The organism is Lacinutrix himadriensis (genome assembly GCF_001418105.1).
In the GTDB taxonomy this organism is placed as follows: Bacteria; Bacteroidota; Bacteroidia; order Flavobacteriales; family Flavobacteriaceae; genus Oceanihabitans; species Oceanihabitans himadriense.
In genome coordinates, this window is record NZ_LIQI01000027.1 from 285,716 (window position 1) to 309,786 (window position 24,071).

At 33.6% G+C, this 24,071-nt stretch carries 21 protein-coding genes; 5 read left to right on the forward strand and 16 right to left on the reverse strand.

The annotated features are described in order from the left end of the window. Window positions 1-116 precede the first annotated feature (116 nt). The 3 genes from AMD28_RS18795 to AMD28_RS14535 are packed head-to-tail and all read left to right on the forward strand — an operon-like array spanning window position 117 to window position 3,718. Window positions 117-350, forward strand: a complete 234-nt coding sequence (locus AMD28_RS18795; RefSeq protein ID WP_206542244.1) for an AAA family ATPase — start codon at window positions 117-119, stop codon at window positions 348-350. Next, window positions 337-1,890, forward strand: a complete 1,554-nt coding sequence (locus tag AMD28_RS14530) for an ATP-dependent nuclease (RefSeq protein WP_206542245.1) — start codon at window positions 337-339, stop codon at window positions 1,888-1,890. Before AMD28_RS18795 ends, AMD28_RS14530 begins: the two co-directional genes overlap by 14 nt. Next, window positions 1,883-3,718, forward strand: a complete 1,836-nt coding sequence (locus AMD28_RS14535; protein ID WP_083478340.1) for an ATP-dependent helicase — start codon at window positions 1,883-1,885, stop codon at window positions 3,716-3,718. The genes AMD28_RS14530 and AMD28_RS14535 overlap by 8 nt, the downstream gene beginning before the upstream one ends. A 170-nt stretch (window positions 3,719-3,888) precedes the next feature. Here AMD28_RS14535 and AMD28_RS14540 read toward each other — a convergent pair whose 3' ends face one another. From AMD28_RS14540 to AMD28_RS14610, 16 genes are all read right to left on the reverse strand, one after another. Further along, window positions 3,889-4,515: a Pycsar system effector family protein gene (locus AMD28_RS14540; protein ID WP_055444859.1), complete on the reverse strand. Its 627-nt coding sequence runs from the start codon at window positions 4,513-4,515 to the stop codon at window positions 3,889-3,891. Between the two features lie 12 nt (window positions 4,516-4,527). Next, on the reverse strand, window positions 4,528-5,418 hold the full coding sequence (locus AMD28_RS14545) for a DUF6268 family outer membrane beta-barrel protein (RefSeq protein WP_055444860.1): 891 nt from the start codon (window positions 5,416-5,418) through the stop codon (window positions 4,528-4,530). A gap of 18 nt (window positions 5,419-5,436) precedes the next feature. Continuing rightward, window positions 5,437-6,678 carry a cation:proton antiporter gene (locus AMD28_RS14550; protein ID WP_055445058.1) on the reverse strand — a complete coding sequence of 414 codons (1,242 nt, stop codon included), beginning with the start codon at window positions 6,676-6,678 and terminating at the stop codon, window positions 5,437-5,439. Window position 6,679: 1 nt separating this feature from the next. Beyond that, complete coding sequence (locus AMD28_RS14555) at window positions 6,680-7,345, reverse strand: potassium channel family protein (RefSeq protein WP_055444861.1); 666 nt, start codon at window positions 7,343-7,345, stop codon at window positions 6,680-6,682. A 5-nt stretch (window positions 7,346-7,350) separates the two neighbouring features. After that, window positions 7,351-8,364 (reverse strand): S1C family serine protease, encoded by a 1,014-nt coding sequence (locus AMD28_RS14560; protein WP_152975623.1) that lies wholly within the window; start codon window positions 8,362-8,364, stop codon window positions 7,351-7,353. 146 nt (window positions 8,365-8,510) lie between these two features. Next, window positions 8,511-8,900, reverse strand: a complete 390-nt coding sequence (locus AMD28_RS14565; RefSeq protein WP_055444863.1) for a YHS domain-containing (seleno)protein — start codon at window positions 8,898-8,900, stop codon at window positions 8,511-8,513. 6 nt (window positions 8,901-8,906) lie between these two features. Then, complete coding sequence (locus tag AMD28_RS14570) at window positions 8,907-10,856, reverse strand: thiamine pyrophosphate-dependent enzyme (protein WP_055444864.1); 1,950 nt, start codon at window positions 10,854-10,856, stop codon at window positions 8,907-8,909. Window positions 10,857-10,863: 7 nt separating this feature from the next. Next, on the reverse strand, window positions 10,864-11,241 hold the full coding sequence (locus AMD28_RS14575; RefSeq protein WP_055444865.1) for a hypothetical protein: 378 nt from the start codon (window positions 11,239-11,241) through the stop codon (window positions 10,864-10,866). A gap of 4 nt (window positions 11,242-11,245) precedes the next feature. Next, window positions 11,246-12,652, reverse strand: coding sequence for an FAD-dependent oxidoreductase (locus AMD28_RS14580; protein ID WP_055444866.1), 1,407 nt, complete (start codon window positions 12,650-12,652; stop codon window positions 11,246-11,248). A gap of 5 nt (window positions 12,653-12,657) precedes the next feature. Then, window positions 12,658-13,401 (reverse strand): hypothetical protein, encoded by a 744-nt coding sequence (locus AMD28_RS14585; RefSeq protein ID WP_055444867.1) that lies wholly within the window; start codon window positions 13,399-13,401, stop codon window positions 12,658-12,660. Window positions 13,402-13,407: 6 nt separating this feature from the next. After that, window positions 13,408-14,544, reverse strand: a complete 1,137-nt coding sequence (locus tag AMD28_RS14590; RefSeq protein ID WP_206542246.1) for an FMN-binding glutamate synthase family protein — start codon at window positions 14,542-14,544, stop codon at window positions 13,408-13,410. A 32-nt stretch (window positions 14,545-14,576) separates the two neighbouring features. Further along, window positions 14,577-15,017 carry a Rieske (2Fe-2S) protein gene (locus AMD28_RS18800; RefSeq protein WP_206542247.1) on the reverse strand — a complete coding sequence of 147 codons (441 nt, stop codon included), beginning with the start codon at window positions 15,015-15,017 and terminating at the stop codon, window positions 14,577-14,579. A gap of 33 nt (window positions 15,018-15,050) precedes the next feature. After that, window positions 15,051-18,497: a hypothetical protein gene (locus tag AMD28_RS14595; RefSeq protein ID WP_055444868.1), complete on the reverse strand. Its 3,447-nt coding sequence runs from the start codon at window positions 18,495-18,497 to the stop codon at window positions 15,051-15,053. Between the two features lie 74 nt (window positions 18,498-18,571). Further along, entirely contained in the window at window positions 18,572-18,949 is a 378-nt protein-coding gene (locus AMD28_RS14600) for a hypothetical protein (RefSeq protein ID WP_055444869.1), read from the reverse strand. Window positions 18,950-18,952: 3 nt separating this feature from the next. After that, entirely contained in the window at window positions 18,953-20,605 is a 1,653-nt protein-coding gene (locus tag AMD28_RS14605) for an FG-GAP repeat domain-containing protein (RefSeq protein WP_055444870.1), read from the reverse strand. Next, window positions 20,598-21,263, reverse strand: a complete 666-nt coding sequence (locus AMD28_RS14610; protein ID WP_055444871.1) for a DUF6796 family protein — start codon at window positions 21,261-21,263, stop codon at window positions 20,598-20,600. Before AMD28_RS14610 ends, AMD28_RS14605 begins: the two co-directional genes overlap by 8 nt. Before the next feature lie 261 nt (window positions 21,264-21,524). On the opposite strand from AMD28_RS14610, the gene AMD28_RS14615 reads away from it, so the two are divergent. Together AMD28_RS14615 and AMD28_RS14620 are read left to right on the forward strand one after the other, a co-directional pair. Beyond that, entirely contained in the window at window positions 21,525-22,856 is a 1,332-nt protein-coding gene (locus AMD28_RS14615; protein ID WP_055444872.1) for a TolC family protein, read from the forward strand. A gap of 11 nt (window positions 22,857-22,867) precedes the next feature. After that, entirely contained in the window at window positions 22,868-24,067 is a 1,200-nt protein-coding gene (locus tag AMD28_RS14620) for an efflux RND transporter periplasmic adaptor subunit (protein WP_241492526.1), read from the forward strand. The last annotated feature ends 4 nt before the right edge of the window (window positions 24,068-24,071 follow it).

Below are 24,071 nucleotides of genomic sequence, written 5' to 3' on the forward strand. Positions count from 1 at the left end.
TTTTCCGTAAATGTGGTGTTAGAAATATTACTATATTTAAACTCTCCCTATAATTAATTATTCGCAACACAATTTTGATATCCCAAGGGATTTCTCATGCACTAAATTGAAAATAAATGTATTTATCAAAATTAAAGATTACAAATTTCAGATCAATCAAAGCTATAGAATTAGATTTTAATAAAGGAGTTAACATATTGATTGGTGAAAATAATTCAGGCAAAACAGCTGTAATAGATGCTTTGAGAATTGGATTGGGCTATGGTAAGTCAAACAACAATATTTACATTAATGAAACTGATTTACATTTAAATAGAAAAGATTTAAACGAATATAATGATGAAATTTGATTTTATTTTTGAAATAGAAGAAGCTAAAGAAAGCGAATGCTTTTTTGATTTTTTATCACAGAATATTGAAAACCCTTTAAAACAAACAATTCAAATTCATATTAAATATAAATATGAAAAAAGAGGAAGTAGAAATTTCTTCAAAAGGACTGTTTGGGGTGGAGATAATGAAGGGCAAAGTGTACCTTATGATGCTTTGGAAGAGATTTTCTTTATATATCTAGATCCATTAAGAGATGCTGTTCAAAGTCTCAAGCCATACTCATACGCTAACAAGGTTGGGAATTTATTTAATGAATTAACAAAGTATAAAAAAAATGGTGCTGATATCCCTTTAAATGAAGAAAAAAAGAATGAATTAGCATCTGATTTGTATAGTGTATTTGAAGGCAATGATAGTGATTGGGAGTCGATATTACAAACAGGCAATGAAAAAGTAAATGACCACTTAGACGGAACTGGTATTTCTTCCAAATATCCGAATATTAAAATGAAATATGTTGGTAGAAAGTACTCAGATGTAGTTAGAGGGATAGAGCTTAAACGACCTGTATATGTACCAGAACCAGAAAACGGTCAAAAATATTTTGAAATCCATCAAAACGGACTAGGAGAGAATAATTTAATTTATACATCGGTAGTTTTAGGGGATTTAATTAATAGATGTGAAGATGAAAACCTACAGATTTATAATGCATTATTAGTTGAAGAACCTGAAGCACATTTGCATCCACAATACCAGAATACTTTTTTTCAATATTTAAATCAACTCCAAAGTACAGGTGTTCAAATATTCATTACCTCACATTCTCCAACAATTACTGCTAAATCAAATTTTGAAAATATTACAGTTTTGCAAGTTCAAGATAATAAAGTCTCACCATTCTGTTTTTCTAGATTGAGCTTAGATGAATTTACATTGAGAAATAGAAATCATCTTAAAAAATTTTTAGATACAACTAAGTCTAAATTGTTTTTTGCTAATGGTGTAATATTAGTTGAAGGTATAGCAGAAGCGATATTAATTCCAGTCATTTCAAGAAATTTTTTAGGTTTAGATTTAGATAAACTTGGAATTGAGATTGTAAATATTAATGGTGTAGCATTTGAACATTTTGCTAAATTATTTAATAATGATGACGACAACAAAAGCATGGCTTCTAGATGTTCAATCATTACAGATAGTGATCCCAAAGGGGATAAGCCAATTTCTGATAGAGCAATAATAGCTAAAGGTTTTGAAAATGGAAATTTAAAAGTGTGTCTTGCTCCAAATACTCTCGAATATGATTTATTCAATGAATCAGAAATAAATAAATCACTTATGAGATCTGTTTATAGAGGTCTTCATTTACAGACTCCTGATTTATTAATGGATTTTGATGCTGAGACATTAATGGAAAAATTAAAATCAAATCAGGATAAAGGTGATTTTGCCCTAGATTTAGCTAGCATTCTAAAAGATTTTGAAGGCTTTGAAATTCCAGAATATATTAAAAAAGCTATTCATTGGGTGTTAAAAATAAATGATAATGTTTAGTAGACTTACTTTAAAGCAAAAGGAAATTGTTGATTGCTTAGAACCGCGAATAGTTGTTAAAGCTTGTCCTGGGAGTGGAAAAACATATTCAGTTTCTGCTAGACTTGCTAATTTAATATTAAATAAGAGTTTTAAGCATAGTGGTATTGCAGTAATCTCATTTACCAATACCGCAGGCAATGAAATTAAAAAGAGTTTGTTTGAAAATTATAATATTCAAAATATTGGTTATCCGCATTTCCTAGGTACAATAGATAGTTTTGTCAATAAACATATATTTCTTCCTTTTGGACATTTAATTATGGGATGTAAATCAAGACCTGAAGTTGTGGGAACTGAATTTAATCAATGGTACGATTATGATTCATCAATGAGAAGTGGATATTCACAAAAAATCACTGATCCAAACTTTTATTTTGATAAGGTTTCTTTTGATAAAAATGATGACCTTTTAAGACTTTTACCATATAATTCATATTATTTTGGAAAGGCAGTATGGGATAACATGTTCAAAGCAAATAATGAATATAAAAAGCAAATAAGTGATTTAATAGAGTGCAAAGAGAAATATTTCAAAGAAGGGAAAGCTAATCAAGCCGATGCAAATTATATTTCTCTGAAACTTTTGAAGAAATATCCATTTATTCTTGAAAGTTTAGCTAGGAAGTATTCACACTTAATAATCGATGAAGCCCAAGACACGACAGATATTCAAATGGAGATTATAGAACTTTTAGATGGAGCTCAACAAGAAAATATAATTTTTATAGGTGATCCAGATCAAGCAATTTTTGAATGGAATACTGCAGATGCAGAATTATTTTTAAAGAAATATAATAATCAAAATTATTTTAATATAGAGCTTAATGAAAATAGGAGATCTTCTACAAAAATTTGTTCCGTATTAAATAAAATGGTTGGATCAACTACAGCATCTATAGCAGATGTAAAAGATGATGTTAATCAACCAGCAGTAAAAGGTTATGATACAAATGATAAAAACTCTGTTCAACTAATAAAAAATGAATTTCTTGAAAAATGTACTGAGTTAGGTATAAGTCATAAAAAAAGTGCTATTCTTTTTAGGGGTAAAAGTTTTGGCGAAGAACATTTCGAACTAGCGATAGACAATTCAGATGACAATCCATGGGTTAGCAAACATTATCATGTTAAAGATATTGTTCATGGTAAATATCTAATGGAAAAAGGTGAATTCCGTAAATCTTTAAAGTTATTAGAAAGGAGTTATTATAAATGTTTAAATCCTGATTTAAGATATGTATCTAAAGTTTTCTTGCTAAATGAGATTGAACAAAAAGGATTTAGAGAGTATAGAAAAAAAATGTTTGAGTTTATCAATTTATTACCAACTACAAATTCAAAAACCTTGAAGGAATGGATTATTGAAACGAATTCCGTTATTATAGATAAAGGGTTTAATCAGCTTTTAGTAAAAATAAACAAATCAAATTTTTTAATAAAGGAATTATTTCACAAAGTTGAAACTTCAGATTTGTTATTTAATTTAGGTACAATCCACTCTGTTAAGGGACAAACATTCGATGCTACTTTATTGTTTTTGAAAAAAAAAGCAATAAAAAATTATTCCACAGTTTTAGCAAATAATTATAATGAACCTGATGAAACTAAAAGAAGAAAAGATAAAGAAGAGTTAAGATTAGTATATGTGGCATGCTCAAGACCTAAAAGATTACTGTGGTTAGCTGTACCAAATGACGATATAGATATTTGGAAAGATTATATGGGATTAAATCTAATAGTATCTTTACCATTGAGTAGTGCGCCACCAAACTTGTTTTCCCCTTAAACCTTAAACCGAACCCCAGTTCGTAAATACAGCGTATTCGAATTATCTAGATCGATAATATCATCTCTATTTTTATCTCTTAAATGCACCGAATTACTCAAAATATAGGAAGTCCGTGCATAGAACTCTATGTGTTTTGTAAAATGATATTCATACTGCAATCCGCTTAACTACATCAACCCACCAAACAATGCATGACAACCAATAAATGCGATTACCGATAAAATAATACCAATTAAAAAGATGTTAAACGATTTACGTAGTAGTTTAAATTTACGGTCAATGGTTTTTCCTAAATGGTAGGTGTCTTTGGCTATGGTTTTATAGAGTTCATCGCCTTCATTCATTAAGTTGGTGATGCTGTCAACATATTCATCTTCTTCCATATCTTGAAAATTGCCATAAAACATGAGGTTTCTGGCATCACTTTTTCCGTGTACCAATTCTGGACGTGTGGCAAAAATGGCAAAAGTAATGGATGCTAGATTGGTGATTAGTATCATTACTATGGGATAAATAAGATGTGGGTCGTTACTTAATTGGCTCATTACTGTTCCTAATATCAAGGATAAAATTAAGGCATTGATAGAGATTAATATATTCGATTTGGTATCTATCATGGTATTTAAGGTGTATTGGTTTTTAGACAATAACCTAAATAGAGTTTCCACACCACGCTCAGATCTTGGTGAGATTTTAGATAGTTTCTTTTTTAGTTTTTTTAAGGCGTCTTTATCAATATTTAATTCTTCCATTAAATAGGTATCTTCTGCCTTTTCCTTTTGCTTATTACTCATAATCCGTTTTTCTTAAAGTTTAAATCTCAATCCTGTTCTTAAGTACAGGCTATTCGAATTATCTAAATCGATAATATCGTCTCTGTTTTTATCTCTTAAATTAACGGAATTACTCAAAATATAGGAAGTCCGTGCATAAAACTGTATATGTTTGGTGAAATGATATTCATATTGCAGTCCGCTTAGTATTAAAGACATGTTTACACTTTCGGCTACTTCGTCTTCATTTACAAGCACACCACGCTGTAGGTTGGCTGTAAATCCGTCTAAATCTGCATAGGCTTTTAGTCGGTGTTTTCCAGAAATATGATATTGTAGATTCGTTTTAGGAATCCCAACATTATACGACCATTTGGGATGAAATTTTCGGTAATAACTAATAAAAGGTAGTGGATATGGAAAACCACGATTTCCAGAATAGGACGCGCCAATAATAAGTCGCCACGGTTTCTTAACGGCTTCGCTTTCTTTTTTATTCTTTATAAATACCACGACTCCGGAAAGTATCACATCTTCAAAAGACAAACTGGTTGCCGATAAATTGGTGCTAAATCCAGGAGATAATCTCGCTCCTAAACGCCAATCGTTCTTTAATGGCGTGGTGTAGCCAATATTAATATCCAACGACTGAAAATCGCTCAGTTGTTCTTTATCATAAGGAAAAGCATCGCCATCCATTCGCAAATTGAAATTGCTGTAATCTAATCCTAAAAACAAATACTCTTTTTCTTTTTTAAGTTTTATAGGCACATTAAATAAAGCTCTGGCGCGAGTGTATTCTATATTCGAATTTCCTGCTGGAAGTATCGTGTAATCTATTTTAGCTAAATCACCCAATTGCGAAAAACTATAGTTTGTAATACTTATAGCAATTACAAAACACAGACATTTTACCTTTTTCATTTTTTTTGAATCTGTTGTTTATTTAAATAATTTCTTTACAAAACGACCAATACTTAATCCTTGTACAATAATAGAAAACAAAACGATAATGTAAGTGATATGCAGTATTAAATCTCCCGAAAATTCGGGACTTAAACTTAAAGCCAATGCTATAGAAATACCGCCACGTAGTCCTCCCCAAGTTAGAATGGCTATAGTTTTTATTGGTTTTTTTTCTTCGTGTTTTAATAAAGAATAGGGCAGAAGTACAGAAATGAATCGTGCTAGTAGCACTATTAAAATAGTTAGCATACCTAATAAAACATAACTGGTATTGAAATCTAATAAGTGAATAGCAAGCCCAATAAGTACAAATAAAATACCATTAAATACATCATCTAAAATCTCCCAAAAGGCACTAATTGCTTTTTGTACTGGATTTTTATCTTCATTAACATGGATTTTATTTCCTATAAATAATCCTGCAACTACCATTGCTAATGGTGCCGACACGTGTAACATAAGTGCACCTGCAGTTCCTCCCATAACCGTAGCAAGGGTAATCATTACAGCTAATTGCGGATTTTCTTTTAAAGATTGAATACATTTTAAACCCAGAAAACCAATGAGTAATCCGTAAAGTATGCCACCAACGGCTTCTTCTAGAAATAGCATGCCAATTTCTGTTCCTATTTCGGCTGTACTATGTGCTCCTGTTGCTGTAGTTATTAATAAGATTCCAGAAAAAACAACTACACCAATACCATCATTAAATAAGGATTCTCCTTCTATTTTTATGCCTAAACTTTCTGCAATATTTGCTTCCTTTAAAATAGACATCACCGCAATGGGATCGGTAGGTGAGATTAAAGCACCAAACAAGAGCGCGTGTAGAAAAGGTAATTCTAAACCAAATAATGCTGCGCCAAAATAGAATAAAGCACCCACTAAAAATGTGGAGATAAGAACGCCTAAGGTTGCAAATAGAAAAATGGATTTTTTTTCTTTGTTAAGTGTAGCAAGGTTGACATGTAATGCTCCTGCAAATAGTAAAAAGCTTAATATACCATCTAGTAATAGTGTTTTAAAATCGGCGTTCACTATAATGTCACAAAAGAATTTGTAAAATTCTGGAAATACATCTTCACTTAACATTAATGGAATAATTAAAAGTAAACTTAAAATCATTAACCCGATAGTAGTTGGTAATTTTAACCACTTATAATTAATGAAGTTAAAAAGTGCTGCGATGGTAAATATAATACTGAACGATTCGAACATTTTATTTTGATTTTGTATTAATGTATTTCCCAACAAAAACACCGATAACAATAGCGAGATAAAATTGTCCGATGATATTCATAACCAGCGTAAGGGATTGTGCTGGTGCTGTAAGTGGTGTTATGTCGCCATAACCAACAGTGGTGATACTTATAAAACTGAAATAATAAAAACTAAAACCTGAAAACCCTTTAACTAGTTGAAAGGAATTGGGATCTAAAAAATGAATCGACTCAAAAAGGATGCCTCCAATAATTCCTAAGTAAAGAAAGCCTAGTAAAGGACCTAATATAAACTGCAGATTTATATCCTTTATTTTTAATAATTGCCGGATAAGTATCACGCTGAAACAAGTAAATAATAAAAAGGAAAACGCCAATCTACAAATGAAAATCGGATTAGAATCTGCATTAGATAGTTCTAACCAAATAGCCATTAAGGTTAGAAAACCGATAACATAAGTCGTTAATTTTGCTAATTTCGTAGATGCGAGTAACGCGCTACTTAGAATTACCAATGTATAATTTATTACTACAACATAACTCGCACTAAGATGGCTAAGCGCTATATGTAATGGTGTCAATAAAAAATTGAAAGCTGCCAATAGTGCAATCAAATACTTGTATTGCGTGACTTTATTCCAATTCATTATTGCTGGTAACTCCATGTATCTTAAAAATTAGCTGTAAGCGTTACTACTTTTCCTTTTCTCAAAACTTCAATAAGGACTTGATCACCAACCTGGAGCGCTTCTATTTGTGTTTTTATATTACCTAAATCGTGAGGCGCATTGCAACTTAAGCCTTGAATGCTTAAAATGATATCTCCTCCTAACCATAAGTTCTGACCTAATATTTCCGCTTGAAAAACACCGGGCTGTAATCCGATTTTATCTGCAAATGAATTAGGCGTTACGCGTTGAATTAGTACGCCAGATTTTTGTGGGGTATTAAAAACTCCTGCTAATCCTTCGTTTAAAAAAACACCGTCAAATCCTGTCCAAAAACTATTAACGTCGAATAAAATATTTTTAGCAGTATCGATATCTACCGCGAATCCAAGTCCTTCAAACCCGCCACTATTAGTTAGTATAAAGCTAACAATCCCGATAACTTCCCCTTTTAGATTAAACATTGGTCCTCCAGAGTTTCCTTGATTTATAGAAGCATCTGTCTGTATAAATCCTGCCATCGCTCCATTAGAAATCGTGTTTTTCTCCATCTTACGACTTATATGGCCAACCGATAAGGAGTGTTCCAAACCACGAGGTGCTCCGATAATAAGTATCTGCTCTCCAATTTTTGAATTCCCAGAATGTCCTAATGTTGCTGGTTTTAGGTTTGGTGGGACTATTCGTAATTTAACAAGTGCAACATCTGCTGCAGTAGAACTTGCTATTACATCTGCAGGAAAAGAAGTGCCGTTTAGAAGTTTTACAGAAATTTCATTTGCAGATTCCACCACATGTGAAGCGGTAAGAATTAAGCCTTCTTTGTTAATTATAACACCAGACCCTAAACCACCAGAACTTGTTATTTTCTGGTCTTTTACTTTATATTCTACGACTTCTATGGTCACAACGGAAGCATCGAGTTGTTCAAAGAGTGCGGATAAATCTTGCGCTGGAAGACTTGTAGTAACACACAATAACAATAAATAACTAATACCTTTTATTCTATTCTTCATAATTCTTAAATGCATGCTATACAGTGCTACAAACTTTGTAACTATATTCTTTTGTTATAAACTTACTACTAATGAATACAAGAGGGGAATGGAAGAAAAATGTACTTCTATCTTTCCCTTGTATTTTCTATGAAACTAAAACCGAATTACGCATTCATTTTAGCCCAAGCAGTATCTGCTAAGTCTCTTAATTCCTCTGGTTTTTTAACCCATTGACGTTTTGCATCAATAATTCCGAAAAGCTTACGAGTAAAAAAATATAATTTACCATCTCTTACTTCCCAACTTTTTGGATTTGGATTGAGTGCTTTATCTTCAGACATCGCAATGGCGCAAAATCCACCATATTGCGGTACGTAAGATTCAGGTGATCCTTCAAATTTTTCTTTATCTTTTAGTGAAGCAAATAAGTACTTTCCGCCATTATAATTTGAATTGTAAGCTTCATTTCCTTTTTTAGGGCTTCCGTTAAAGAATGATACAACGTCAAATCCTTGTGCAGCTATTCCGTTTTCTAAATTTTGATTCATTTTCATGTTTATTTATATTAATGTTGCGTCTGTTATTATTTCTAATAATGCTGGACCTTTATGATCTCTTAGCTTTTCTAAAGCCGGTATTAATTCTTCATTTTTTGTAACTCTTATTCCTAAAGCGCCACAGTTTTCGGCATATTTGGCAAAATTAGCATTGTGTAAAGATGTTTTCCAAACGTCTAGTTCTGCTGCTTTTTGTTCTTTCGAGATTTTTCCAATTTCGGAGTTGTTTAGCAATACATGCTTGATGTTCATATTGTATTTCACTAATGTCATCATTTCTCCTAAATATTGTCCGAAACCACCATCACCAGAAACCGACCAAATTGGTCTTTCTTTTCCTTGTGCTGCCCAAGCTCCCATTGCTGCTGGCAATGAAAAGCCTATAGATCCTAAATAACCAGACATTAAAACCGATTGATTTTTAGGTTCAAAATAGCGTCCGAAAGAGTAGGTGTTATTTCCAACATCTACAGCAATTACGGCATTGTCTGGTACCACTTTATTCATCGCTTCAAAAACAGCAATAGAACTAAGTCCGACTTCGCTTTCGTCTTTTAATCGACTTGCTTTTTCTTCTTTCCAAATAGACCAACGACTTGCAATTTCTTTACGTCTGTCGACCGTATTTAGTTTACCTTTCGTTTGTTCTTCAATTAATGCTAAAGTTTCCGAAATTTCTCCCCAAAGTGCAGCATCTACTTTATGAAATTTGCTTAAAGCTGTAGGATCATAATCTACTTGAATAATTGGCTTTTTTGGTGTGATACCGGTATGATTAGAAAAGGATGCACCAAATACGAGTAACAAATCACTTTCATTCATAAACCACGATGCGATTGGCGTTCCACTTCGTCCTAAAACACCACAACCTAAATCGTGATGGTCTGAAATTTGCCCTTTTGCCTTAAACGTAGTAATTACTGGGCAGTTTAATTTTTCAGCAAATGCAATAATTGCTTTCATATGAAAACGTGCACCATGCCCAACAATAATAGCAGGCATTTTAGAATTTGCTAACATGTCTACTGCTTTTGCAACCATTTGTCTTGGTGGCGAAATATTCATTGGTGTTATTCTGCCTTCTGGTGTTTGCGCTTCTTCGACTTTTGGTTTAGGCATAAAAGCAACTTCATCTGGAAAAGTGATATGGGAAACATCTCTGTTTAATAAAGCACTTTTTATTGCTAAACTCATTAATTCGCTATGTTTTGAGTTTTGCTGCACACTATGATTAAAGTTTGCTACCGTTTGAAAAGCACCAACTAAATCTACTTCTTGAAAAGCACCTGTACCAAGTACTTGCGTATTTACTTGACCCGATAATACTAACATTGGTGCGCGGTCTACTTTTGCATCCCACATTCCTGTGAACATATTGGTAGAACCAGGACCTGCAATACCAAAACAAACTGCTGGTTTACCCATTAGTTTCCCATAGGCGGAAGCTGCAAAAGCTGCCGCACCTTCGTGGCGAATACCAAAAAACTGAAACTTACCTTGTTGCTCTAATCGCATCATAGCATCAGCAACCGCTAGGTTAGAATGGCCTACCATTCCAAAACCAGTATCTACTCCCCAATTTACCATGGTTTGCATCATCACATCCGAAATAGTATCTTGATGTTTCTCTTCTTCTTGAATACCAACAAAAATTTCATCACCTTCTTGTTTTACTTCGAAGGTTTTTACGCCATCATCAAATCCACCAGGAGGTAAGCCGGAACAAGGGTCAAAATCCCATCCATGCCAAGGACAACGTAACAAGCCGTTTTCAATAGAACCTTCTCCTAATGGTCCACCTTGATGCGGGCATTTATTATCTAATGCAGAAAACTTACCGTCATAATGTGTTAAGCAAATACCTTGATGCCCTGCAGTTACCGTTTGTACACGACCTTCGGGAAGTGTCTTTTTGTCTTTTAGTACGCTATACCATTTTGTTGTTTTCTCCATAATATGTTCAGATTTTATCTTGCTTGTTTTTAAATTGATTTTGACGAATGCTTACTGCTCTAAACGAAAATAGGACCAAAGAAAAAAGTCCGATAATTGCAAAAACAATTGCCAAAACGCTGATGTATAAGGATGCTTTATCTATTGCATATAAACCGTTACATACCGCGGAAACTAATAATAGTGCTACCGCAACATAGAAAAATACCATGGCCATATTAAGCAATTTCAATTGTTTTAATTTTCTGGCTATAATTGCTTTCTCTTTAGAATTTTCAATCATTGCGCTTATCTCATTACTTAAGGTTACCATTAGGTTGGAAGTAGAAAGAATAAGCAAGCCCAAACCAGGCACAATGGTGATTGGTAAATACCAGTTTTCCATATTTCTATTTTAAATGATTTCGTACGGCATAACTTGCTAATACGCCTTCACCAGTAGCAGCAGCCACTTGTGCAATAGCACCTTCTCTGCAATCACCAGCAGCAAAAACACCAGGTATATTGGTTTCTCCTAAAGCGGTTGTAGTAATAAAACCGTTTTTGTTTAAATCAATAAGACCTTTTACGCTCGTTGTATTCGGAATTAATCCGATAAAAATAAACGCACCATCTGCGGTAAATTCTTCCGTTTCTCCAGTGGTTTTATCTTTTACTTCCAAACCTTTAAAATTGCCTTTTTCATCTTTTGTAAATCCTAAAGATTCTTTGTTCAGATGGGTTTCGATGTTTTTTATAGAAGGTAGTTTTTCGATATAAGTTTCCGAAGCAGAAAATGTTGCGCCACGATTTATAAGGATTACTTTTTTACAAAATCCTGCGAGAAAGATGCCTTCTTCCAAAGCGCTATTTCCGCCACCAATAACAAGAATTTCTTTATCTCTATAAAAAGCACCATCACAGGTTGCACAAAAATGAATTCCGGCACCGATTAAATCCTCTTCATTGGCAATCCCTAATTTTCTATAGGTAGAACCTAAAGCCAATACTACAGATTTACTCTGGTAAGCGCCCATATTAGAATCGATATCAAATAGGTTTCCGTTTTTAGCAATGCTTTTCACTTCTACGCCAGTTTCAATAGTTGCGCCGTATACTTTTGCTTGTTCGGACATGCGTTGCATTAATTTCGGACCAGAAATCTCTGTAAAGCCAGGATAGTTTTCAATCTTTTGGGTTAAAAAGGCATTTCCGCCAATATTCTTCTTTTCTAAAATTAAAGAACTAAAACGATCGCGTTGAATATAAATAGAAGCCGTTAATCCTGCAGCACCAGCACCAACAATAATACTATCGTAGACCTTTTTCTCGGATTCTTTACCAATGTTTAAAACGGCTTTTAAAATAGAATTATCCGGATTGGTATAACTTTTATCACCAATAAATAGGGTAGGGATAATACGTTTTCCATTATTAATTTCTTCTACTTTTTGCGCAGCCCAATCGTACTTATCAACTTCTATATATTGAAAATTAATATGGTTGTCTTGTAAATATCCTTTTGCACGTTGGCAATCCGGACACCAATCGGCACCATATAAAATAACACGTCCTTCGTCATTAATACCTAATACATTTGCCAAAACACTATTGTCTGGATTGGTATATGGTTTTTCGTTAATTAGAATGGTTGGTATAATGCGTTTTCCGTTATTGATACCTTCTACACGAGCGGTTGCATCTTTGTCTAAATCGACATCGATAAAGTTAAAATCGACATTATTTTCTTTTAAATATGCTTTTGCTCTTTGGCAATCTGGACACCAATCGGCACCATATAAATCTATTGTATTCATTTTCTTTATTTTGTTTTTAGTTGTTGGATTGCTGCTTCAAAAAAAGCAACACCTTCTGGCACTGTTAGGCTATCTGCCTTAAGAATTGCACCTGTAAATCCATTAGATTTCCATGCTCCAGATGCTAGTTTTGGGAAGGAATCAGTGTCTATTTTATTACCATTTTGGTATCCAGAGATATATAAATAATGTGTATTGGAAACATTATCTGGTATTGCCAAACCTAATCCTATGGTTATGTCTGAATTGGGTAGCGGACTATAAATACCGGTATCAAAATGATGTGGCCAGATTCTAATGGAAGCATTTAGGTTAAGTTTTGTATCTATCTCTTGCAGAACACATTGTGCTAAAACACGAAGTTGCATTAACGCTTTTAGTTTTGCTGCATCTTCTAATTGAAAGGTGAATGTATCGTCTATGTTATATGGTAAATCATAATGAAATGTATACTGATATTTCTTATCTAAAAAAGCTTTCGAAGTATCGCTAAGCCATTGTAAAACTTCGGCGTGTGTTACGCCATCTAAAAGGAAAGTGATGCTTTCTTTTTCCGATTTCCATACTAACGCAAATTTTTCATAATCCAAGCAAAGTACATCGCCATCGTCGGAAAGTGCATGCGTAGAAAGGCACCCGTTTTCGGTGTTAAATCCTAAATTGGTATGGCTGTCGTCTGCTTTTTTTTCTAAAAAGCTAATTCCAGCTGCAGCCAAATATTGCGCTGCTAAATGCATTTGTTTTTCCATGGTATCTTATTTTATTCCGGCGTAATCGATTCCGGTTAGTTTGTGTATCTCATAATCGTAAGTAGAAAGATCGCTATGTTGAAATTTGGAAATATCATCATAACCACAAGCTCTCGAAACTACTTTTATCAAATCGTTGGTAGCATCAAAAAAGTTGTGTAATTGTTTTGCCGAAGCGTCTATAATTAATCGACTACGTAGCGATTCCTTTTGTGTTGCAATTCCTACCGGACAATTATTAGATCCGCAAGCGCGCATGCCTAAACAACCGATAGCTTGTAATGCCGAATTGGAAACCGCAATAGCGTCTGCACCTAGCATCATTGCTTTTGCGAAGTCTTCGGCAACCCGTAAACCTCCAGTAATTACCAAAGTAACGTCGGTAGCACCAACTTTATCCATATATGCTCGTGCTCTTGCTAATGCAGGAATAGTTGGCACATTAATATGATCTCTTAAAATGGTAGGAGCGGAGCCTGTTCCGCCACCACGACCATCGAGAATGATATAATCTACACCAACATCTAGTGCAAACTGAATATCTTTTTCAATATGACTTGCAGCAATTTTAAACCCTATTGGAATACCGCCAGTACGTTCTCTTACTTTTTCTGAAAAATCTTTAAAGTCTTGTACGCTATGAAAGTTTGGATTTGCAGCTGGTGAAATTGCGGTTTCTCCTTCTTTTAATCCGCGAACGGCAGCAATTTCTGCACTTACTTTATTCCCTGGTAAATGTCCGCCAGTTCCTGTTTTTGCACCTTGACCACCTTTGAAATGAAAGGCCTGTACGTGATCTAATTTATCCCAAGAAAAACCAAATTGCGCCGAAGCTAATTCGTAAAAATATCTAGAATTACTCGCTTGTTCTTCGGGTAACATACCACCTTCACCAGAACAAATTCCTGTTCCTGCTAATTCTGCACCTTTAGACAATGCTATTTTTGCTTCCTTAGATAAAGCACCAAAACTCATATCACTTACAAAAAGCGGCATGTCTAGTTCTAATGGTTTTTTAGCCTTTGGACCAATAACTACTTTAGTAGCAACTTCTTCTTCATCTAACAAAGGTCTTGTCGCTAATTGTGCTGGTAAAAACTGAATCGCATCCCATTTAGGCAACGTATTTCTATCGACTCCCATAGATGCGGAGAATCCGTGATGTCCAAGGTTTTTTAATCCGTTTGTAGCAAGCTCTTTGATATAACCAGTGTATGGTTCTGTTTCTTCGGATGTGTATCTGCATAAGCACCTAAATAAGCATCGCGATTAAAAGGTTGCGGACTATTCACTAAATAGGCGTCAATTTCGAATGCATCGACTAGTAAATCATCGCCTTCAATTTTAGTGGAAAATTTATGAAGGACTTCTTTATTGTTATATTCTGAAACTCCTGAATCTACACGATAATCCCAGCCATGAACGCCACAAATTAGATTATGACCATCGATGTGACCGTCGGACATAAGTGCTCCTCGGTGTAAACATCTTCCGTAAAGCACCGAAATATCCGCATCAAATTTTACGATTACTAAATCCAACCCGTTTACGAGCGCATGTTCTGGTTCTTTGTTTTTTAAGGCACTTACCTGAGCAATTACAACTGGTTTTTTCATGTGATTTATAATTTATATATGTTAATAATTTATTTAAAAAGCGAAACCTAATACAAAAGAAACTATTCCTCCTTCTGTACTTGAATAATATCCTGCATTAAGTGTGAAAGTTTCCAAACCGCTAATCCAAACAGAACCACCAACACTATTATGCCATTTGTTGGATGTATCTTCTTCTAACCAAACACGACCATAATCATAACCTCCAGTTATTCCATATTTTGCAGGTATAATACTCGTATTCAAATCACCTATTTTAAGTCTTAAATCGGTACTATGAAATGTGGAGTATTTACCTATAAAACGTTCTTTTCTATATCCTCGTAGATTTTCACCTCCACCTAATTGTGCGGCATGATATAGTTCAAAATCATCTCCAAGAATGGCTTCTCCACCAATTTTTGTGGCTAATACCAAACTAGCACTTTTATTTAATTTATGGTTTATTGCTAAAAACGGTTTTATATAACCAAAAGCATTTTTTTTATTTGCTTCGTCAATTGCTGCTTTATATCCAGCTGTTATTCCTACATTTAATCCTAGAGTTGGATACGCAATATCATTTTTATTTTTAAAACTGTAATTGACTTCACTTCCAAGATACGTTTGTTTTTCGAAAAGACTTGCATTTGCAGGTAGTGCATTAATGAATCTATCGGCTACGTTTTCAACTTCAAAAGACTCTACTAAAGGTTTAAAATAAAACGAACCTCCATATTTTCCTTCCCATATTAATGAAACAGCAGCACTCCATTTTCTTATGCTTACTCTATTAAAGTCAATTTCTACATCCTCTTTATCATAAATGGTTTCATTTCCATAACCAAAGAAGTTTTGTGCAAAATTTGGACTGGTATACTGACCTTCAACACCAAAATTCCAGTGATGAAAAATATTTGAAAATTCCCCTTTATATGATAAATCATACCCAGAGTTTCCTGTGTAAAAAGCAGCACTAATACTATGTCTATAAGTATACGGATTTCGTTGCAGTCCGTAAAAAGCAAAATTATTAAGCACGCCAATTTTCACTCCATCATCCGGGTTAAATCCTAACAGCGGTAAAATTTGATTAAAATTATGCTTTACCTTTTTATGATCATAATTGTTGATTTCATAATCGTCTACTAACCATTTTTTGGATTTTTTATTTACGATCGTATTTTCTTTACTTTTATAATCATAAAGCTTTACTTTTTTCGTGTTTTTAAAATCATAGGTATCGTTTTTCTTTCCACCTACGATTCTAATTTTGATAAGATCATTACCTTGACCTTGAACAACAAAAGTATCTTTTCCATCTAGTCCGTAAATCCATATTTCTTTGGTAATGTCTTTGGAAAAGGTTTTATCTAAAAGGCCTAAATCTTTGCGAATTATTTTTATTGAAGTTTCTCCATTAGGAAGACGTGTTATTGTGAATTCATCCGATTTCTGAGTGCCAACAATGACTTCAAATTTGTTTAAATATTTATAATAGGCTTTTGCTATTTTCATTAAATTAGCGCGTCTTCCTTTAAGTTTTTCTTTTATATTCGAAACAATTTCTCCGCTAACTTCTTTAGGGAACGCTTCAAAAGCTTTTTCTATAGTTTCATCTTTCAGGTTGTCTTGTATGTGTTGTACTTGTTTTTCCCATTCGTCCCAATTTGAAGTATTAATTAACATTAAATCTAAATGATAAGGGGAAGTGGCTAACCATTTTACACTTCTAATTTCCTCATCGTAGGATTGCATTTTACGAAGAGCAGGTACAGAACGTGTTAAAAAAGAAATAAGAGCGCCATCATATTTTGAAAACGCTTGATCTCTATCTCTAGGAATTGGTTTACAATAAGAGGTTCCATCTTCATCTTCGAAGAAAGCCCAACGCCATTGGTCTTCATGTCTGTCCCAATCTCCTAAAAGCATATCAAAAAGTCGTGCTTTAATATAGGAAGGTTCATCTACAACCGACTTTCCTGTTTTATGAATTTCTTGCAATACGTCTGCTGTACTAAGTATGTCTTTAGGTTTTCCAAAACTATTTAATCCTGCTTGCGTACTTCCTACGTGTTCCTCTATCATATATAACTCATCTCCAAAATCATCATTAAATATACCTAGTGTTTTTTGCTTAGGTATATAGTATAATACAGGGTTCGTGTGATTAACATTTACCGCTTTTGATAATGCTCCTATAGCAAATGGAGCATAGGGATTTGATGTGGTGTAAAAATCGGATAAAAAGGTGTCAATAGCGGTATCATCCAAAGTGTTATCTATAAAAGTTTCAGGAAATAGATTTGCTTGAAGAAATTTAGTAGTACTTTTTTTTAGCGCACGCATTACAAATTGTTTTCCGTTTTTATCTTCCAATCTAAGTGATTTTGATTGTTGACCACCACCTCTTTTTATAGGAGAAAGTCCTCCCAATAATGTGTCTAATAGCACTACGGGAACATTTACTTCTGTTCCATAAAAGTCTCTATAATGTTTTCCCCAAAGGGTTTTGTATAAGCTACTTTTATCTATTGCTTCTTTGGTATAGATGGATGCCGACTGCGTTTTAGGAAAATTTTCTTTAAACGTATAATGAACTTCATCATCCACTCCTTTTAAAATATTAGACTTAAAGACTTCCGTAGAAGTACCCTTTTTTACTGTATAGTATTTAACGAGAACTTCACCAGAATTATAAATCTCTAATTTAGCATACCCGTTTTCCGCTAATCCAAACTCTCCCGGACTAACATTACCTACATTTTTAGTTTTTCCAGCGGCACCACTTATAATTTGTGGGACACCATTATTTATAAATTGTAAATTTTTGTCTTTTCCAGATAAAAAAATAATATTGTCTACGCCTTGACTAATTGTTTTTAATCTATTTCTTAATTTTCTATATTCCTTATTCTGAAAATCTTGTGCATGTATTCCTCCAACATTATGCCATAAACCTTGTTTGGTATTTGTTTCTATGGGATGATGCAAAGCCACAAGAATTATTTTACCATGCGCTTTTTTAATTCTATTTTCAAATTCTAAAAAGAATAAGGTTCTGTTTTTAACTTCACTCGTTTCATTGATATAAGTAGCCTTATTCCAATCTTCTAAAAACCATTGTGTATCTATAGTGATAAGAACAATGTTTTCTGAAATATTCTTATGTTTTATTGCTTCACTTTTATCTGGATAAAATTTAGAATCGCTATTTTTTTGAATATATTTTTCTACAGACTGAACACCTTTATGTCCATTAATTGACCATTCGTTTGCTCCAGGTATAAAAAAAGATTCTCCTTCGAATGAAGATAAAGTATTCAGTTGGGAATCTATACTGCTTTTAAAATCGGAATTTAAATACTTCGCATTTATCGAATTTCCTAAAAATAATAACATCGGGTTTTCTGATTTTTCAGAATTTTTGATGATTTCAGATAATACCTCTGTATTATCCACTGTACCTGTATTACCAATTAAATAAATCGACTTATCCATTTGTTGCCCCAAAACGATGGAGTTTATTAGTAAGAATATATAGAGGATTTTTTTTTTACTATTATTAAAAATGTTCATGATTTTTTTAATTTAAGGGAATATATTTTTAAAATAATTAAAGTACTAAAAAGCACTAAAGAATAGTAACACATTGGTGTACCGGATGCTGTTTTAGGGCATTCGGCATTTCCTGTAAACTGCATTATGGAAGCCACTAAAGCAATGCCGCCTGCAAGTCCGGTAAAAATAAAATACAAGACATTGGCTTTTTGTAATAGATGTGCTATTAGTGGAATCACAAAACAAATAAAAACCACCAAACACATAGGAATGTGCATTATTTTAGGGCAACCTTCGCCTGTTTTAAATTCTTCAATAACTAATCCGCCAGCACCAAATAATCCTATAATGAGGACACTAAGAATACTATAATATAGGAAAATTTTTATCAAAATCTATAACGCTTCTTCTGGTGTTTCTATAACTTCTTCTTGTTTTACCACTGCAGATTTCAAATCCATAATGGTATTGATTTCCGGATTATCGATACTAATTTCCATATCGTTTGTTAACCAGATTTTAATGTTGGTGACCTTGGTATCTTCTCCTAATCCGAATTGCAGCAATGCCGTTTGATCACTCGCTAAACCTTCACCAGATACCAGCCATTCGGTTAGTGTTTTGGTTGGCGTTGTAACAGTTACTTTTGCACCTTGTACTTGCACAGATTCTCCTAAATCTACTTGTAGGTAATTGTTGGTTCCGCCTTTATTAATATAGGCTAGTGAAGGTGTATCAATATTTACCCAAATCATATCCAAATAGCCATCTTGGTTAAAATCACTTACTAAAGAAGTAATGGCGTAATACGGATTCACAACACCACTTTTTTCTTCGGTTGGCGCGAAAGTTCCATCTTCTTTTTGCACTAAGAATCTACTAGGCAATCTAAAGAGTTTATTCGGCGCTAAATCCACATAGTTTTCAGCAACCATTAAATCTTGTAAACCGTCGTTATTCATATCGGCAAAGGTACAACCCCAAGAAAATTCGTAATCTGCAATTTTAGTTTCTTCGGCAGTATCTGTAAATTTAAAATCCCCATCATTTCTAAAAAGAATCCACTTTTCATTAAATAAAGAAGCGTCTTTAATATCTCCTTTAGCCAAAGCTCTTGGCAAGGTACTTCCGGTATTAGAAAACATAAAATCTACCAAACCATCATTGTTGTAATCGCCAACCGCTAATCCCATTGGATATGCAAATTTTTTGGTTAACGGATTTGGCATCATCGTATAGGTAAGATCGCCATTATTTTTATAGGTTCTTGCTTCTCCAGTATCATGAACCACTACTAAATCTAGCCAAGTATCGTTATCGATATCCACTAAAACACCTTGAAACGTATTATGCACATAATCTAAACCAGCTTCTTTAGTAATACTTATAAAGTTTTCATTTCCCGTATTTAAAAGTAATTCACTAGTAGATCCATAGGTGTAATCTTCAAAAATGGTTTGGCCTTCCATAAGCTCTTTTTTAAGATAAGTAGCCATGAAAACATCTAAATCCCCATCTTTATCAATATCTCCAACCGTTAATCCTGCAGGTGTTGATTTTTCATTGATAGGTGTATCGATTTTTTTAACGGTGAATTTTCCGTTGGTGTTGTAATAAATGGTTAATCCGTCTTCTCTACCTAGAATAATATCCGTAAAACCGTTATTGTCAAAATCGGCAGAAACGACACCAACAGTGGTTAGTGTATTTTCTTTTTTAGGTAGATTCACTTCGGAAGAAATATTGACAAATTTATTATCTCGGTATGCAAAAATAGCATCCTCTTGAAACATACCACCTCCAAAAAATACTTCGTCTATATTATCATTATTAATATCAATTAAAGCGGAAGGTGCAATTGGCAAAGATTTATCGCCATTATATTGATGTTTAAAATCGAGAGCAATTGCTTCAAATTGAGGAATTTTATTATCGGCTATACTGATATCGTATTTATCGGAAACGGAATCTCTCCAGAAAAAGCCAAGTACAAGTACTAATAGTAAAAGGATTAATATTCCGGTGTATTTTAAAATTTTCTTAAGCATTTTGAGGTGTTTTAGTGTATGTATTTAGTTGATATAGGGATAATGTAAAAAGGATAAAATGGGTGACATTCATTAAGATAGGAAGCATATGTTTTCCTAAAGAAGGAATTAGTTTTCCTAAAACGACTAATAAAAGCAGTATTACAATAGGGTTAAAAATAGCGACCCACTTCTTATAATAAGTGCCTCCTTTTAGGATAGCGATAACAAAAACAACAGATAGCGATGCAATGATGATACGAAGTGCTTTTACTAAAATCTCCATGTGACTGGTATAATCTGCTAATAGATTCTGGTAGATAGTGGGATCCATAGTACCTTTTAAATGTACGATGTTACCGATAGATGCTCTGGATCCAATCCAAATTCCTCCAACAGCAAAAGCGATAAAACCTATTGCTAAAACGAGTCTTGCTAACGTTTCGTTTCCAGATTTTAGCATTCGGTAGATGTGTAGGTATCCAGCAAAATAAAAAGGCAAACCAATAACTGCCAAGAAATGTCCGGTTGTAAGATTCTCTAAGGTAACATATTTGAAAAATGCATACTCCTCAGCATGCTCTAAAATGTGTGGGGAATAGTGTAAAAAGTATTCGCCTAATCCCACAAGAATAGAGGCGAGAAGGCCTAAGTAGCCTAAAGTTTTGGTTAATTTCATTTAGTAATAATGGGTTAGTTCTTGGTTTTGTCGACAAATGTTAAAATTCCTTACCAAATAAAATAGAATACTAATAATAAAGGGATTACAAGGATAAAGTGCTTGCATTTTTAGGGAATTTCTAATTATGGGATACAACGCAAAAATCCCATCGATAAAACAAGGCTTTTGGTATAGACAATTCCCGCAAACATCTATTACTGTTTTATAGTAGTAACTATAATTTCACCTTTGAAGTATTAAAACCAAACATTCAAAAAAATGAAATTATATCTAATCCTAGCAAGTCTATTCTTCGTGCAGTTCTCTTTTGCGCAAGATGCTACTACAGCAACAATACCAAAAGTATGGTCCTTAGAAGATTGCATTACGTATGCTCTTGAAAACAACATCACGGTTAAAGATGCAGCCTTAAATAAGGACATTGCCGAAATAGATTATAGCAAAGCGAAATCGTCTAGACTGCCTAATTTATTTGGTAGTGCTTCTCAAAATTTTTCTAGCGGAAATACCATCGATCCTATTACAAGTAGTTATGTCACCGATCAAATAAACAGTACCAATGTTGGTATTAACAGTTCGATGACTTTGTTTCAAGGGAATCAATTGAACAATCAAATTAAACAAAATAAACTGTTCTTAGCGCAAAGTGTTTTTCAAGAAGAAGTAGAAAAAAATAACATTGCTTTAAATATTCTTGAAGTGTATTTACAAACGCTGTACAGTAAAGAAAGTATCGCTATTGCGGAAAACAATGTAACCGCTTCCGAAAAAGAAGTAGAAAGAGCAAAAGCACGTTTAGATGCAGGAACCATTGCTTTAAGTGATTATACTGAAGCCCAAAGTCAGACAGCAACAAACAAATATAATGTGATTGCAGCTAAAAATGATTACCAACAATATATCATTCAGCTAAAACAATTATTAGAATTATCTCCTTTAGAAGATATAGAGATTCAAACTATAGATGAAAACATGGATTTAGTAAATCTAGAATTGGATAAAATGAAGGTCTATACCAATGCGCTTGGTTTTCTTCCTGAAATACAATCTAGTATTCTAAATATTGAAGCCAATAAGAAAGAATTAGATATTGCTAAAGGTGCTTATTTACCAACCTTATCCTTATCTGGAAGTATTGGTTCTGGTTTCACAAGTATTAATGATAATACCTTTTCCGATCAGTTTGATATTAATTTCAATCAGAAAATTGGACTGTCATTAAGTATTCCAATATTCAATAGAAACCAAACCAAAGCAGCGGTTAAAACGGCAAACATCAATATTGAAAAAGCGGAAATTCAAAAACAAAGCACAGAAAAAGAAATCTATAAAAAAGTAGAAACGGCATATCAAAATGCAGTATCTGCGCAAGAGCAAGTTATTGCTTCGGAAGCTTCCAAAATAGCAGCAGAGCAATCGTATAAACTAGCACAAAAGAAATATGAATTAGGAGGTTTAAGTACTACCGATTTAGTGATTAGTCAAAATACATTTACTAATGCACAGCAAAACTATTTACAATCGAAATACTTAAACATTTTATACCACCAATTATTACAATTTTACCAAGGAAACGATATCCAACTTTAATTCAAAAAATTATGAAAACTAAAAAGAAAATCATCATAACAAGCGCGATAATAGTACTATTGGCAGTCATAGGCTATAGTTTTATAAAAGGCGACGATGCTATAATAGTAGAAGCAAAAACCATAGTAGCTAAAAAAGCAGACGTCACTACCATGGTGACAGCAACCGGAACTATGGAACCTATTACCCAAGTAGAAGTAGGGACGCAAGTTTCTGGTGTGGTAGAGAAAATATATGTGGACTACAATAGCGTAGTTACCGAAGGCCAGCTGATTGCCGAATTGGATAAAACCAATCTAAACGCAGCCAAAACACAAGCGCAAGCAGTGTATGATAATGCGGTTAGTCAAAGAAATTATACCAAAACGATTTACGACCGACAAAAAACATTGTTCGATAATCAAGTGATTAGTAAATCTGATTTTGATGATGCAGCATTCAACTACGAAACTGCAAAAGGAACGGTAACGCAGCGTTATTCCGATTTACAACAAGCCAGAACTAATTTAGGTTATGCCAATATTTATTCGCCAATTGATGGTGTGGTATTGTCTAGAGCGATTGACGAAGGACAAACGGTAGCCGCAAGTTTAAGCACACCAACGCTATTTACTATTGCACAAGATTTAAAAGAAATGCAAGTAGAAGCAGATGTAGATGAAGCAGATATAGGACTAGTAAAAGATGGACAACGTGTAGAATTTACGGTCGATGCCTATATAGGTGAAACATTTAATGGTGTAGTTACACAAGTTCGTTTAGACCCAACAGTAACCTCAAATGTAGTGACTTACACAGTGGTTATTAAAGCAGAAAATGAAGACTTAAAACTAAAACCAGGATTAACAGCAACCATTTCTATTTATACTTTAGAATTGAATGATGTGTTAACTGCGGAAGCGAAAGCCATCAATTTTAAACCGGAAAGAGAAACCTTAGCAACCTATAATACACAACATCAATTATCTGAAAATAATAGCGAAATATCTCGCGAAGGAACTACACTTTGGGTACTAGGAACTAACGGAGCAATTACTCCTAAAGTAGTAAAACTAGGAGCAAGTGATGGTGTCAATGTACAAGTATTAAGTGGTGTTAGCCAAGGCGAAAAACTAGTCTATAGTTTAAAAGGAGTTGCAAAATCGGAAGTGAGTACTGATGCGAAAAGTGAAAGTCCGTTTATGCCACAACGTCCAGGAGGAAAAAAATAACAAT